General features: G+C 70.1%; 11 protein-coding genes. 4 read left to right on the top strand and 7 right to left on the bottom strand.

Annotated elements, in window-relative coordinates; genetic code table 11:
- Positions 1–249: 249 nt before the first annotated feature.
- From BLQ43_RS12685 to BLQ43_RS12660, 6 genes are all read right to left on the bottom strand, one after another.
- Complete coding sequence (locus tag BLQ43_RS12685) at positions 250–1878, bottom strand: ABC transporter ATP-binding protein (protein WP_090021584.1); 1629 nt, start codon at positions 1876–1878, stop codon at positions 250–252.
- A gap of 13 nt (positions 1879–1891) precedes the next feature.
- On the bottom strand, positions 1892–3043 hold the full coding sequence (locus BLQ43_RS12680) for an ABC transporter permease (protein ID WP_245659585.1): 1152 nt from the start codon (positions 3041–3043) through the stop codon (positions 1892–1894).
- A gap of 4 nt (positions 3044–3047) precedes the next feature.
- Positions 3048–4127 carry a microcin C ABC transporter permease YejB gene (locus tag BLQ43_RS12675; protein ID WP_437123481.1) on the bottom strand — a complete coding sequence of 360 codons (1080 nt, stop codon included), beginning with the start codon at positions 4125–4127 and terminating at the stop codon, positions 3048–3050.
- A gap of 29 nt (positions 4128–4156) precedes the next feature.
- Positions 4157–6142, bottom strand: a complete 1986-nt coding sequence (locus tag BLQ43_RS12670) for an extracellular solute-binding protein (RefSeq protein ID WP_090021578.1) — start codon at positions 6140–6142, stop codon at positions 4157–4159.
- A 49-nt stretch (positions 6143–6191) separates the two neighbouring features.
- Positions 6192–6983, bottom strand: a complete 792-nt coding sequence (locus BLQ43_RS12665) for an inositol monophosphatase family protein (RefSeq protein WP_090021576.1) — start codon at positions 6981–6983, stop codon at positions 6192–6194.
- Between the two features lie 149 nt (positions 6984–7132).
- Positions 7133–7813, bottom strand: coding sequence for a c-type cytochrome (locus BLQ43_RS12660; RefSeq protein WP_176758671.1), 681 nt, complete (start codon positions 7811–7813; stop codon positions 7133–7135).
- Between the two features lie 170 nt (positions 7814–7983).
- Here BLQ43_RS12660 and BLQ43_RS12655 point away from each other — a divergent pair, with 170 nt between their 5' ends.
- The 3 genes from BLQ43_RS12655 to BLQ43_RS12645 all read left to right on the top strand — a co-directional run bounded on the left by BLQ43_RS12655 (position 7984) and on the right by BLQ43_RS12645 (position 12565).
- The gene (locus tag BLQ43_RS12655) at positions 7984–8724 is read left to right on the top strand and encodes a 3-deoxy-manno-octulosonate cytidylyltransferase (protein WP_090021573.1); all 741 of its coding nucleotides are present in this window, start codon (positions 7984–7986) and stop codon (positions 8722–8724) included.
- A 52-nt stretch (positions 8725–8776) separates the two neighbouring features.
- Positions 8777–9649 (top strand): prephenate dehydratase, encoded by an 873-nt coding sequence (locus tag BLQ43_RS12650; RefSeq protein WP_090021569.1) that lies wholly within the window; start codon positions 8777–8779, stop codon positions 9647–9649.
- A gap of 138 nt (positions 9650–9787) precedes the next feature.
- Entirely contained in the window at positions 9788–12565 is a 2778-nt protein-coding gene (locus BLQ43_RS12645; protein WP_090021566.1) for an ATP-dependent DNA helicase, read from the top strand.
- A 16-nt stretch (positions 12566–12581) separates the two neighbouring features.
- On the opposite strand, the gene BLQ43_RS12640 is transcribed toward BLQ43_RS12645, so the two are convergent.
- Complete coding sequence (locus BLQ43_RS12640) at positions 12582–12992, bottom strand: DUF6455 family protein (RefSeq protein ID WP_143006283.1); 411 nt, start codon at positions 12990–12992, stop codon at positions 12582–12584.
- A gap of 250 nt (positions 12993–13242) precedes the next feature.
- Here BLQ43_RS12640 and BLQ43_RS12635 point away from each other — a divergent pair, with 250 nt between their 5' ends.
- Positions 13243–13647 carry a tellurite resistance TerB family protein gene (locus BLQ43_RS12635; protein WP_090021561.1) on the top strand — a complete coding sequence of 135 codons (405 nt, stop codon included), beginning with the start codon at positions 13243–13245 and terminating at the stop codon, positions 13645–13647.
- Positions 13648–13753 lie beyond the last annotated feature (106 nt).

Genomic DNA, 13753 nt, shown 5'->3' with positions numbered 1-13753 from the left:
CGACCGTATGTCGGCCCAACGCCGCGCGTGCGGCCTCGGCCCGAGCCGCAACCTCACGGCGTCGTGCGGTCAGTTGTAGCTGAATGCGAGTAAACCTGCGCTTAATGGCATCCGAAAGGTCTGGCATTCCCGGTTGCTCCCGGGCCCATCGAACCGGGCCCGCGGTCGGGCGACCCGGTCAAACATTTAACGTACAGCAAATGCGATTTGGCGCACCGCCGGCGCGGCACGCCCCGGCCGCCGCTGGGCTCAGGCGGTAACCAGGTCGCGCTCGGCCACCTCGAGGTCGAACGCCGCCTTCATCAGCGCGCGCGTGTAGGGATGGCGTGGCTGGTCGAAGATCTCGGCGGCGGGGCCCTGCTCGACCACGACGCCGTCCTTCATCACGATCACGTCGTCGGCCAGCGCGCGCACCACGCGCAGGTCGTGGCTGATGAAGAGGTAGGCCAGCTCGTGCCGGCGCTGGAGGTCGCGCAGCAAGTCGACGATCTGCGCCTGCACGGACATGTCCAGCGCGCTCGTGGGCTCGTCGAGGACGACGAAGCTGGGCTTGAGCACCATGGCGCGGGCGATGGCGATGCGCTGGCGCTGGCCGCCGGAGAACTCGTGCGGGTAGCGGAAGCGGCTGGCCGGGTCCAGGCCCACTTCGGTGAGCGCCTGGACGATGGCCGCCTCCCGGTCCTTGGCGGCGCCGACGTTGTGGACCTTCAGCCCCTCCTCGACGATCTGGCCCACGGAGAGGCGCGGGGAGAGCGAGCCGTAGGGATCCTGGAAGACGATCTGCATCTGCCGGCGCAGCGACCGCAGCGCCTTCGGCCCCAGGTCGGCCAGCGCCGTGCTGCCGAACCGGATCGCGCCCTGCCCCTGGATCAGGCGCAGCAGCGCCATCCCCAGCGTCGTCTTGCCGGAGCCGCTTTCGCCCACGACGCCCACGGTGTGCCCGGCGCGCACCTGGAGCGACACACCGTCCACGGCCTTCACGTGGTCCACGGTGCGCTTGAGCAGCCCCTTCTTGATGGGGAAGTGGACCTTCACGTCGTCCGCCTGCAGCACGGAGGGCGCGTTGGCGCGCACCTGCGTCGGCTCGCCCGTGGGCTCGGCGGCGAGCAGCTTGCGCGTGTAGCTGTGCGTCGGCTGGTTGAGCACCGTGCGCGCGGGGCCCTGCTCCACCGCGCGGCCACCCGTCATCACCACGACGTGGTCCGCCATCTTGCGCACCACCGTCAGGTCGTGGGTGATGAGCAGCAGCGCCATGTTGAAGCGCGCGGCCAGGTCGCGCAGCAACGCCAGAATCTGCGCCTGGATGGTGACGTCGAGCGCGGTCGTGGGCTCGTCGGCGATCAGCAGGTCGGGCTCGTTCGCGAGCGCCATGGCGATCATGACGCGCTGGCGCTGGCCGCCGGACAGCTCGTGCGGGTAGGCGTTGAGGCGCTCGCGCGCTTCCGGGATGCCCACCATGTCCAGCAGCTCCAGGCAGCGCTCGCGCGCGCGGGCACGCGACATCCCCTTGTGGACCAGCAGCACCTCGCTGACCTGCTTTTCGATCGTGTGCAGCGGGTTCAGCGAGGTCATGGGCTCCTGGAAGATCATGGCCATGGCGTTGCCGCGCAGCTGGCGCAGCCGCCCCTCGCCGGCGCCCATCAGCTCCTCGCCCTTGAAGCGCACCGAGGAGCCCGGCGTGTGCCCCGCCTGCGGATACGGCAGGAGCTGCATGATCGACAGCGCCGTCACCGACTTGCCGCTGCCGCTTTCGCCGACGAGCGCGCAGGTCTGTCCGCGGTCCAGGCCGAAGGTCAGGTCCTGAACGGCGTCCACCTGGTTCTCGCCGGACCCGAAGCGCACGCCCAGGTCGCGGACGTCCAGCAGGCGATCCGTCATGCGGCTTCCCCCATCATGCCCCGCCGCCCTGCGCCTGTGCGGCGGCCGGGGCGCGCGGGCCGCTGGCGGCGTCCTTGCCGGCCGCGGCCTCACCCTTGAACAGCTTGTGCGGGTCGAAGGCGTCGCGCACCGCCTCGCCGACGAAGAACAGCAGGCTGAGCATGATCGACAGCACGAAGAACCCGGTCAGCCCCAGCCACGGCGCCTGCAGGTTGGCCTTGCCCTGGGCCAGGACGTCGCCCAGCGAGGCCGAGCCCGGCGGCAGCCCGAAACCGATGAAGTCCAGCGCCGTCAGCGTCGTGATCGAACCCGCCAGCGTGAACGGCAGGAAAGTTAGCGTCGCCACCATGGCGTTGGGCAGGATGTGGCGGAACATCACCATGGTGTCGGACACGCCCAGCGCCTTGGCCGCGCGCACGAAGGTGAAGTTGCGCGCGCGCAGGAACTCCGCGCGCACGTAGCCCACCGGCCACGGCCAGCCGAAGAGCACCATCACCCCCAAGAGCCACCAGAAGTTGGGCTCGACGAAGCTGGCGACGATGATGATGACCATCAGCATGGGCAGCGTGCCGAAGATCTTCATGACGCGCTGGAAGGTCAGGTCCACCCAGCCGCCGAAGTAGCCCTGCACCGCGCCCGCCGCGACGCCGATGAGCGTGGTGAAGAGGGTCATCAGCAGGCCGAAGACGACCGAGATGCGGAAGCCGTAGATCGTGCGCGCCAGCACGTCGCGCGCCTGGTCATCCGTGCCCAGCCAGTGATCCCCGCCGGGCGGCGTCGGCGACGGCTCCTTCAGCTTCCAGTCCACGGCCGTGTGGTCGTAGGGGATGAGCGCGCGCACCATGAAGCCGTTTTCGGCGATGCGCTCGGCCACGAAGGGGTCCGAGTAGTCCGTTTTCGTCGGAAAGTCGCCGCCGTAGGCCGTCTCCGGGTAGTCGTGGAGCATGGGCCAGTACAGCTCGCCCTTGTACTGCACGAGGATGGGGTCGTCGTTCGCCACGACCTCGGCGAAGCCGGTGACGGCGAAGAGCACCAGGAAGACGATCAGCGACCAGAAGCCGCGCTTGTTGGCGCGGAAGTTCCGCAGCCGGCGCTTGGTGATGGGCGAGACGGGGATGCGCCCGACGTAGGCGATGGGGCGCACGCCCTCCTGGGTGTAGGTCACGCGCCTAGGCCCCCCGCGCCTCGAAGTCGATCCGCGGATCGATCACGGTGTACATGATGTCGTTGACCAGCTGCAGGATCAGCCCGAGCAGCGTGAAGATGTACAGCGTGCCGAACATCACCGGATAGTCGCGGTTCACCACCGCCTCGAAGCCGAGCAGCCCCAGGCCGTCCAGCGAGAACAGGATCTCGATCAGCACCGCGCCGGTGAAGAGGATGTTCACGAACGCCACCGGGAAGCCGGCGATGACGATCAGCATGGCGTTGCGGAAGACGTGGCCGTAGAGCACGCGCTTTTCCGACAGCCCCTTGGCGCGCGCCGTGGTGACGTACTGCTGGCTGATCTGATCCAGGAAGGAGTTCTTGGTCAGCATCGTCAGCCCGGCGAAGCTGCCGATCACCAGCGCCAGGATGGGCAGCGTCATGTGCCAGAGATAGTCCACGAGCTGCATGGGCAGGGACAGCGTCTCCCAGTCGTCGGAGACGATGCCGCGCAGCGGGAACCAGTCCAGATACGCCCCGCCGGCGAAGACGACGATCAGGAACACCGCGAACATGAACGCCGGGATGGCGTTGCCCACCAGCACCACCACCGAGGTCCAGACGTCGAAGCGCGAGCCGTCCTTCACCGCCTTGCGGATGCCGAGCGGGATGGACAGGCCGTAGGTGAGCAGCGTGGTCCACAGCCCCAGCGAGATGGAGACGGGCAGCTTGTCCACGATCAGCTCGGTCACCGAGCGCGAGCGGAAGAAGCTCTCCCCGAAATCGAAGGTGGCGTAGTTGCCCAGCATGTGCAGGAAGCGCTCGTGCGCCGGCTTGTCGAAGCCGAACTGCTCTTCCAGCTCGGCGATGAACTCCGGGTCGAGGCCCTGGGCGCCGCGGTAGTCCCCGCGCACCTCGGCGCCGCCCCCGCCGCCGGACGGGCCGCTGGTCTCCATCTCGCCGCCGCCGCCCTGGGTGACGCGCTGCGTGGCGGCCACGCCCGTGCCCGTGACCTGGGAGATCACCTGCTGCACCGGTCCGCCGGGTGCGCCCTGCACGATCAGGAAGTTGATCAGCATGGCGCCGATCAGCGTGGGGATCATCAGCAGCACGCGCCGCAGGATGTAGTTGGTCACGCGCCACCTCCCGCCTGCTCACGGCCGCCGCGCGCACGGCGCCAGAAGAACCCGGCCAGCGCCAGCAGCACCGCCAGCCCGGCGAGCGTCCAGATCGTGCGGCGGCCGTCGCCGCCGCCCTCGCCGGTCTGCGCGCTCGCGACCTGCTGCGCGCTGGCGACGTCGCGTGCCTTGTCCGGCTGCACCCACCACGTCGAGAGGTAGGGCAGACCGTAGGGCGGATTGCTCTCGGGCCGGCCGAACTTGTCCCAGTAGACCACGCGGTAGTGGCCGATGTGCCAGTGCGGCACCACGAGGTGCTTGCTGAGCAGCACGCGGTCGAGCGCGCGCACGCGCTGTACCAGCGCCTCGCGGCTGGGCGCGCCGATGACCATGCCGATCAGCTTGTCCACCACGGGATCGGCGACGCCGGTGTAATTGCGGCTGCCCGGGCGCTCGGCGGCCGTGGAGCCCCAGAACTCGCGCTGCTCGTTGCCCGGCGAGAGCGACTGCCCCCAGTTGGCGACGATCATGTCGAAGTCGTAATTGTCCAGGCGGTTCTGGTACTGCGCCGAATCGACGACGCGCACCTCCACCTCGATGCCGAGCTTTTCCAGGTTGGCGACGTAGGGCAGCACGATGCGCTCGAACGAGGTGTTCACCAGCAGGATCTCGAAGCGCATCGGCCGGCCAGTTTCCGCGTTCACCAGCTGCATGTCGCGCACGACCCAGCCGGCCTCGTTGAGCAGCTTGAGCGCCTTTTTCAGGTTCTCGCGCGGGTAGCCGTCGCCGTCGGTGGTCGGCGGATCGTAGCGCTGCGTGAAGACCGAGTCCGGCAGCTCGTCCTCGAAGCGCTTGAGGATGTCCCGCACCCGCCCGTCGGGCGGGCCGTCGCCGGCGGCCAGCTCGGAGTTGGAGAAGTAGCTGTCCGTGCGTTCGTACTGCCCGAAGAAGAGGTTCTGGTTGGTCCACGGGAAGTCGAAGGCGTAGCTCATGGCCCGGCGCACCTTCGGGTCGTCGAAGGGGCTGCGCCGGGTGTTCATGGCGAAGCCCTGCATGCCCGTGGGCGTGTCGTGCTCGATCTCGACGCGTTCGAGCTGGCCGCTTTGCACCGCCGGGGTGTCGTAGGCGGTCGCCCACGCCTTCGCCTGGTTCTCCAGGTGGAAGTCGATGCTGCCGCCCTTCACGGCCGTGCGGATGACCGTGGGGTCGCGGAAGTAGTCGTAGCGGACTTTGGCGAAGTTCCAGCGCCCGCGGGTCACCGGCAGGTCGGCGGCCCAGTAGTCGTCCACCTTCTCGTAGACGACGAAGCGCCCCGGCTCGAACGATTCCACGCGGTACGGGCCGCTGCCCACCGGCGGCTTCAGCGTGGATTCCTTGAAGTTCCGCTCCGCCCAGTAGTGCTTCGGCAGCACGGGCAACTGGCCCAGGATCAGCGGCAGCTCGCGGTTGGTGCCGCCGGCAAAGTCGAAGCGCACCGTGCGCGGGCCGACCTTCCGCGCCTTGGCGACGCTCTTGTAGTAGAAGCGGTAGAAGGGATGGCCCTTCTCGCGCAGGACGTTGAGCGAGAAGAGCACGTCTTCCGGCGTGATGGGCTCGCCGTCGTGGAAGCGCGCCCCCTCGCGCAGCTTGAACGCCACCCAGGAGCGGTCCTCGGGCATGTAGATGCCCTCGGCGACGAGGCCGTACTCGCTAAAGGGCTCGTCGTCCGTGGACACCATCAGCGTGTCGTACATCAGCTGCGCGCCCTGAACCGACACGCCCTGGACGATGTAGGGGTTGAAGCTGTCGTACGTGCCCTGCGCGGCGAGCTTGATCTTGCCGCCTTGCGGCGCATCCGGGTTGGCGTAGGCGAAGTGCTCGAAGTCCGCCGGGTACTTCACCTCGCCGTGCATGGCCACGCCGTGGCGCAGCGGCACGCCGTTGTAGGTGTCCGCCGCCAGCGCCGGGCCGGCGACGGTCATCACCAGGAGAATCAGGGTGGTTACAAGGCAGCGCAGCATGGCCGGCGCAGCCCAAGCCAAACGGTTGCGATTGTAAAGAAAAAGGTGCTCAGGATGCGCCCGCCAGCACGTTCAGCACCTGCTCGTGCAGGGCGGGGCTGCCGGAGGCCACGACCGTTCGCTCACCCTCGCCGCCGAGCGGCTCGCCATTGGAGTCGGAGATCGCGCCGCCGGCCTCCGCGACGATGGGCACGAGGGCGGCGTAGTCGTAGGCGCTCATCGTGGCGTCCAGCACGATGTCGCAGAAGCCGCTGGCGAGCAGGCCGTAGTTGTGGCCGTCGCCGCCGGACACCGCCAGCTGGACGCTCTCCGCGAGGCGCAGGAAGGCGTCCGCCGATTCCTCGTCGTCGCCCGTGGGGACGGTGGTGGCGAAGCGCGCCTGATCCAGCGAGTCGCAGCGCCGTGTCTGCGCGAAGCGGGTGCCGTTGACGTCGGTGTGGCGCGTGCCGCGGTCGCGCACGCCCAGCCAGCGCTCCTGCATCGCCGGCACCTCGATGATGCCGAGCACGGGCTGACCCTGGTGCAGCAGCGCGATCAGCGAGGAAAAGCCGGGCTTGCCCGTGAGGAACTGCTTGGTCCCGTCGATGGGATCGAGCATCCACACGTACTCGGCGTCGATGCGCTCGGCGCCACCTTCCTCGCCCACGATCCCGTGGTCCGGATAGGCCTCGTGGATGATCGCGCGCAGCGCGCGCTCCGTGGCCTGCTCGGGCTCGGTGACGGGCGTGCCGTCGGCCTTGCGCTGGACCTCGAGGGCGGTGCGGTGGTGCGGTCGCAGGTGCTCGCGGGCGGTGTCGGCCAACCGCTCGGCCAACTCCACGAAGGCGCCGGGAACGCTCATGACGACGAAACTCGCTTGGTTGCGCGGCGACTCGTCACCGCCGAACGAATAGCGACGAGCCCGGGCCGCGGGGCGGGCTGTTCACCCACCGGTAGAGCATTTTCGGGCCGTTTGCAAACCGACGGGTGCCGGCCGCGTCCAGCCGGACGTCAGGCGTCGGCGTCACTTTCGCCGGAGCCGCCGCTGTCGCCGGCGTCGGCGCCCGAGTCCTCGGCCTCGGTCTTGGCCTCGCCGTCGCCCGAGCCGGAGTCCTTGCCCTCGTCACCGCCGCCGGTAACCTTCTCGATCTCTTCCTCCGTGGGAAGCGGCATCTTCTCGTCGGCCATGGAGCGCAGATAGGCGATGATGTCCGCGCGCTCCTGGGCGTCCTTCACGCCGCCGTAGCTCATCTTCGTGCCCTGGGCCCAGCCCTGCGGGTCGTAGAGCCACGCGTTCATCTTCTGATAGGTCCACTCGCCCTCCTTGCCCTTGAGGGCGCTGGAATACGAGAAGCCGTCCACCGCGGCGATCTTGGCGCCCATGATGTCGTAGAGGGCGGGGCCGACCTTGTTGGGGCCACCCTTCTCGAAGGAGTGACACGCCGCGCAGGCGCGCGCCGCGTTCTTCCCGGCCGAGGGATCGGCGTCCGCCAGCAGCGGCAGGATCGGCTCGGGGCCCTTGGGCTCCTGCTTCTCCTTCTCCGCGCTCTTCGTCTTGTCCACGCCGACGGTGTAGTGGGGATCCTCCGGCACGTGGGGATGGATCAGCACCTCCCCGACGAAGCTGGCCCCCATCGCGACCACACCGGCCGTCAGCACCGACGCGGCGATCTTGTTCATCTCGAGCGACATGCGGTCACCCCAAAGCCCTGCCATCCTGAAGCGCGCGGCAACATAGCCGCCGGAGGGTACCCATTCAAGGCGCGCTTTGCCCGGAGATTTGCAGGCTCGCACGCCGGCCGTATGGTGACGAGCCGTCACACTGTCGCACGCCAGCCTCCGCACCGCCGCGAGCCCGCACCATGACCCCCATCGTCGTCATTCCCGCGCGCCGCCGCGCCACGCGCCTGCCCGACAAGCCGCTGGCCGACGTCGCCGGGAAGCCCATGATCGTTCACGTCTGGCGCCGGGCCGTGGCCGCGGACGCCGGTCCCGTGGTGGTGGCCTGCGACGACGACGCCGTCGGCGAGGCAGTCGCCGCCGCGGGCGGCGAGGCCGTGCTGACGGAGGCGGACCTCGCCAGCGGCTCGGACCGCGCGCACCAGGCGGTGCAACGCCTGGACCCCGACGGAACGCACGACGTCGTGGTGAACCTTCAGGGTGACCTCCCCACGATCGACCCCGCCAGCGTGCGCGCCTGCCTGGACCCGCTGGCGGAGAGTGGCGTGGACATCGCCACGATCGCCGCGCCGATCACCGACCCTGGCGAGCGCGACGACCCCAACGTGGTCAAGGTCGCCGCCGGGCTGAGCGCGGAGACGCCGATCGCCCGCGCCCTCTACTTCTCGCGCGCCATCGTCCCCTATGACGCCACGGGCGATCGGGAGCTGCACCACCACATCGGCGTCTATGCCTACCGCCGCGCGGCGCTGACGCGCTTCGTGGAACTGCCGCCCTCGCCCCTGGAGCGGCGCGAGAAGCTGGAGCAGCTGCGCGCCCTGGAGGCGGGCATGCGCATCGATGTGGCGCGCGTTGACAGTGTGCCCCTGGGGGTCGACACTCCCGCCGATCTGGCGCGCGCCCGCGAGCTGCTGGGCGGTTAACCCGCGCACAAACCCCGATTTTCAGAGGGCCCGGCTTTTTCAGGGAGTGAGCATGGCCGACGCCGGTGAGCACGGCGACACGACGATCGCTTTCCAGGGGGCGCCCGGCGCCTATTCCGACATGGCCTGCCGCGCCGTCTATCCCGGCATGACGACGCTGCCCTGCCCGGCGTTCGAGGACGTCTTCGCCGCCGTGCGCAACGGGGACGCCACCTACGGCATGATCCCCGTTGAAAACTCCTCGGCCGGACGCGTGGCCGACATCCACCACCTGCTGCCCGAGTCCGGGCTGCACATCGTGGGCGAGCACTTCCAGGCGGTGAACCACCAGCTGCTCGCGCCCAGCAGCGCCAGCATGGACACCATCTCCGTGGTGCACAGCCACATCCAGGCGCTGACGCAGTGCCGCAATTTCATTCGCGAGCGCAACCTGCACCCCACGGTGCACGCCGACACCGCCGGCGCGGCGGCCGAGGTGGCGAGCTTCAACGATCCCTCGCAGGCGGCGATCGCCTCGCGCCTGGCGGGCGAGATCTACGGACTCCAGACGCTCAGCGCGGACATCGAGGACACCGAGCACAACACCACGCGCTTCCTGGTGATGGCGCGCGAGCCCGACGACCCGGACCCCGACACGGAGCACGTCATCACCACGGTCGTCTTCCGCGTGCGCTCGGTGCCGGCGGCGCTCTACAAGGCGCTCGGCGGCTTCGCCACGAACGGCGTCAACATCACAAAGCTGGAAAGCTACATCCTCGACGCCAAGTTCACCGTGGCGCAGTTCTACGCCGACATCGAGGGCCACCCCGACTCGCGCGCCGTGCGGCTGTCCTTGGAGGAATTGGGCTTCTTCTCCCGCGAGGTCCGCATCCTGGGCGTCTACAAGGCCGCCCCCTTCCGCGACGGCGAAGCGCCGGCCCAGTAGCCGCTTCGCATCGAAAAGCCGAAAGCGGCTTGTCCGCGGCGGCGCGGCGCGACAGCCTCGTGCGGACCCCGGTGGCGCGAAAACGGCCGGGGTGTGAGCCGAGTCCGCACCCACGCACGACGCAGGCGATCCCCGGCCATGACCGGTCTGCCCGCCAACGACGACCGCCCGAGCGGCCCCGTCAGCCTTCCCCGCGCGCCGGCGCTCGCCCCAGGGCTGCGGCAGGCGGCGTGGATGGACGGCGAAGGCGAGATCGCGCTGCTGGACCACGCGACGGCCGCCGAACGCCTGCGCGAGCAGCCGCCCATCGTGTGCCACGCGCGCTCGATCGCGCGGCGGCTGGGCCAGGACGCCATCCCCGCCTACGACGTCCTCGAACTCTTCGCCTTCGTGCGCCCGGCGCGCGTGGTGACGCCCACGCCGCGCGGGCTCGCCGCCGCGCTGGGCCTGCCGCGGCCGGACGACCTGGAAGCCGCCGCCGTCACGGTACAGCGCGCCGCAGCCGCGTTGTTGCAAGAGCTGGCCGCGCGCAACGACCGCGACGCCGCCCCCATCGCCTGGCGCATGGCGCGCGGCGGCTGGCGCTGGGGGCCGCACGTGCTCGCCGCGCTGGGCGTGGACAATGACGGCGACGGCCCGCCGCGTCAGGGCGTGGGCATGAAGGCATGGGACCGCCTGGGCGAGTGGTCGGAGCACGCCCCCGAGCCGCCGCCCGGCAACCAGCCCGTCGAACCCGACGAGGCGCGCACGCGCCTGGCCGAGCTGCTCGGCCCCAACGCGGAAGCGCGCCCGCAGCAGGCCGACTATGCCTCCGCCGTCACCCAGGCGTTCCAGCCGCGCGACACCCCGGACGCCCCCAACCTCGTGCTGGCTGAAGCGGGCACGGGCGTGGGCAAGACGCTGGGCTACATCGCGCCCGCCAGCGTGTGGTCGGACAAGAACGCCGGACCGGTGTGGATGGCGACCTACACGCGCAACCTGCAAACCCAGCTCGACGGCGAGCTGGACCGCCTCTACCCCGAGCCGCGCGAAAAGCGGCGCAAGGTCGTCGTGCGCAAGGGGCGGGAGAACTACCTCTGCCTGCTGAACCTGGAAGAGGCGGTGAACACCCTCAACGTCTCCTCGCGCGACGCCGTGGCGGTGGGCCTCATGGCGCGCTGGACCGCCGCGACGCGCGACGGCGACCTGGTGGGCGGCGACTTTCCGGGCTGGCTGCCGGACCTCGTGGGGCGCGCGCGCACGCTCGGCCTCGCGGACCGGCGCGGGGAGTGCATCTTTTCCGCCTGCCCGCACTACAAGAAGTGCTTCATCGAGGGCGCCGTGCGCCGCGCGCGGCGGGCGGACCTCGTGGTCGCCAACCACGCGCTGGTGATGATCCAGGCCGCCATGGGCCAGGGCGACGACGGCCGCCTGCCGCAACGCTACGTCTTCGACGAGGGCCACCACGTCTTCGACGCCGCCGACAGCGCCTTTTCCGCCCACCTCTCCGGGCGCGAGGCGCGCGAGCTGCGGCGCTGGCTGCTGGGCGCGGAGCGCGGCGGCGGCCGATCGGGCGGGCGCGTGCGCGGGCTGGAACGCCGGCTCGACGGCCTCATGGGCGAGGATGAGGCAACCGCCAACGCCCTCCAGGACACGCTCAAAGCCGCAGCTTTGCTGCCCGCGGAGGGCTGGCACCAGCGCATCCAGCGCAGCGCGGGCGAGGGGGCGTGCGAGCGCTTCCTCCAGGCCGTACGCGAACAGGTGTACGCGCGCGTGAACCGGCCGAACGACCCGTACAGCCTGGAAGCCGAGCTGCGCCCGCCCACCGACGCGCTCGTCCACGCCGCCGGGGAGCTGGACGGCAAGCTGGAAAACCTGCTCACCCCCATGCAGCGGCTGCTGAAGGCGCTGCGTCAGCGCCTGGACGACGAGTCGGACCAGCTGGACAGCGACACCCGCCGGCGCATCGAAGCCACCTGCCGCAGCCTGGACCAGCGCGGCGTCACCCAGGTGCAGGCGTGGCGGCAGATGCTCAGCGCCATCCGCGAGGGCGAGACGCCGGAAGCCTTCGTCGACTGGCTGATGGTGGAGCGCACGGGCGGACAGGACATCGACGTCGGCTTCCACCGCCACTGGGTCGATCCCACGATCCCCTTCGCGGAGAACGTGGCGCGGCCGGCGCAGGGGATGGTCGTGACCTCGGCCACATTGCGCGACGGCAGTGCGGACCCCGAGGCCAACTGGCGCGCGGCGGAGATGCGCACGGGCGCCGACCATCTGATCGGCGACGCCTACCGCGTGGAGGTGCCCTCACCCTTCGACTACGCGGCGAACACGCGCGTCTATGTCGTGCGCGACGTGCGCAAGGACGACATGGACCAGGTCGCCGCCGCCTACCGCGAGCTCTTCCTGGCCGCGCACGGCGGCGCGCTGGGGCTGTTCACCGCGATCACGCGCCTGCGCGCGGTGCATCAGCGCATCGGCGGGCCGCTGGAGGACGCGGGGCTGCCGCTCTTCGCCCAGCACGTCGACGGGCTCAACGTTGCGACGCTGGTGGACATCTTCCGCGCCGAGGAGGACGCCTGCCTGCTGGGCACAGACGCCGTGCGCGACGGCGTGGACGTGCCGGGGCGGTCCTTGCGGTGCATCGTCTTCGACCGCGTGCCCTGGCCGCGCCCGGATATCCGCCACAAGGCCCGGCGCGAGCACTTCGGCGGGCGCAAATACGACGACATGATCACGCGCCTGCGCCTGAAGCAGGCGTACGGCCGCCTCGTCCGGCGCGCGGACGATCACGGCGTCTTCGTGCTATTGGACCCGATGTTTCCCTCGCGCCTGGAAGGCGCGTTCCCCGAGGGCGTCGAGGTCACGCGCTGCGGGCTCGCCGACGCGGTCGCGGGGGTGCGGGGTTTTCTCGGCGGGCCCACAGGCCGATAAACACCGACGCCGTCCTTTACCAGCCGCTCAGCCGGCCCTTGATCCGTTCGAGCACTAGCGCGTTCGGGCAGAACTTGCGCGGGCTGTCGTCGCCGCCCTTGCCGTCCAGCCAGGCCGCGCAGCGCGCCTTGTTGGCGCACACGGCGCACACCTGATCGGCTTCCTTGAGATGGTCCCAGTGGGTCGCGACGACCTCCGCCGGCGAGAGCCCGTGTTCCGCCACCATGCGCGCCAACCGCTCCCGGTGCCGCGCGACGGCCGTCCCGGGCGTGAACAGCTCCGCGCGCGTGATCCCGCGAACGACGAGCGCGGCGTCGATCGTCCGATCCGGCGTCCGGCCGAGCGGCGCGTCCAACACAGTGTCCCGCACCATCCCGCGAAGGCGCGACGCCCCACGCGTGATCCAATCCGGCGACAAAGCGGCCATGCCAACGCCTCCCCTGATTCGAGCGTTGCGCCCGCCCGGCAACGCCACATTCATTGTTTTGCAAGCGAAGATGCCCTGAGCCCGAGCCGCGTGCAATAGCCCTAGCTACGCTACGGATTTTTCGCATCCCAAATCCTCGCGTCCCGCGCGACGCACTGCGGCGGACGGCGATTGCGAAAGCTTTGTGCAGCCCGCGTGAGTCCTGGCATCCTCGGCCGCAGACCCCCGACGAACAGGGAGCGAGCCCGCGATGCACCCCCACCACCTCGCCCTGATCTACACGATGGTCCTGATGTCGGCGGCGGACAGCGAGATGTCCGACGCCGAGCTGGCGACGCTCGGCAAGATCGTGCGCACCTGGCCCGTCTTCCGCGACTTCGACCGCGAGCACCTTACCGAGGCCGCCCAGGACTGCGCCGGGCTGCTCCAGGCCGAAGAGGGGCTGGAAACCACGGTTCAGCGCATCGATCAGGACCTGCCGGAGCGCCTGCACGAAACCGCCTACGCGCTCGCGTGCGAGATCGCCGCCGCCGACGGCTCGGCGGGGCTGGAGGAAATGCGCCTGCTGGAAATCCTGCGCGACCGCCTGCGCATCCCGCGCCTCAGCGCCGCCGCCATCGAGCACGCCACGCGGGTCCGCCACCTCACCGCGTAATCGAAGCTGTCGGCAGCTTCACCCCATCAAACGGCGACACCTGGGGACCGGTCGCACAGCAGGCCCTTTCGCCGCCACCAATGGGCCACGCTGAACGCTTGGCAGC

The sequence above is a fragment of the Limimonas halophila genome (assembly GCF_900100655.1).
In the GTDB taxonomy this organism is placed as follows: domain Bacteria; phylum Pseudomonadota; class Alphaproteobacteria; order Kiloniellales; family Rhodovibrionaceae; genus Limimonas; species Limimonas halophila.
Note: the sequence above shows the minus strand (reverse complement) of the source record. Positions and strands in the feature narration are given on the sequence as shown.

Bases quoted from the DNA above. Each gene is read 5' to 3' on its own strand.
- BLQ43_RS12685 (WP_090021584.1), bottom strand. From the start codon at position 1,878: ATGACGGATCGCCTGCTGGACGTCCGCGACCTGGGCGTGCGCTTCGGG.
- BLQ43_RS12675 (WP_437123481.1), bottom strand. From the start codon at position 4,127: ATGATCCCCACGCTGATCGGCGCCATGCTGATCAACTTCCTGATCGTG.
- BLQ43_RS12670 (WP_090021578.1), bottom strand. From the start codon at position 6,142: ATGCTGCGCTGCCTTGTAACCACCCTGATTCTCCTGGTGATGACCGTC.
- BLQ43_RS12665 (WP_090021576.1), bottom strand. From the start codon at position 6,983: ATGAGCGTTCCCGGCGCCTTCGTGGAGTTGGCCGAGCGGTTGGCCGAC.
- BLQ43_RS12660 (WP_176758671.1), bottom strand. From the start codon at position 7,813: ATGTCGCTCGAGATGAACAAGATCGCCGCGTCGGTGCTGACGGCCGGT.
- BLQ43_RS12655 (WP_090021573.1), top strand. From the start codon at position 7,984: ATGACCCCCATCGTCGTCATTCCCGCGCGCCGCCGCGCCACGCGCCTG.
- BLQ43_RS12650 (WP_090021569.1), top strand. From the start codon at position 8,777: ATGGCCGACGCCGGTGAGCACGGCGACACGACGATCGCTTTCCAGGGG.
- BLQ43_RS12645 (WP_090021566.1), top strand. From the start codon at position 9,788: ATGACCGGTCTGCCCGCCAACGACGACCGCCCGAGCGGCCCCGTCAGC.
- BLQ43_RS12640 (WP_143006283.1), bottom strand. From the start codon at position 12,992: ATGGCCGCTTTGTCGCCGGATTGGATCACGCGTGGGGCGTCGCGCCTT.
- BLQ43_RS12635 (WP_090021561.1), top strand. From the start codon at position 13,243: ATGCACCCCCACCACCTCGCCCTGATCTACACGATGGTCCTGATGTCG.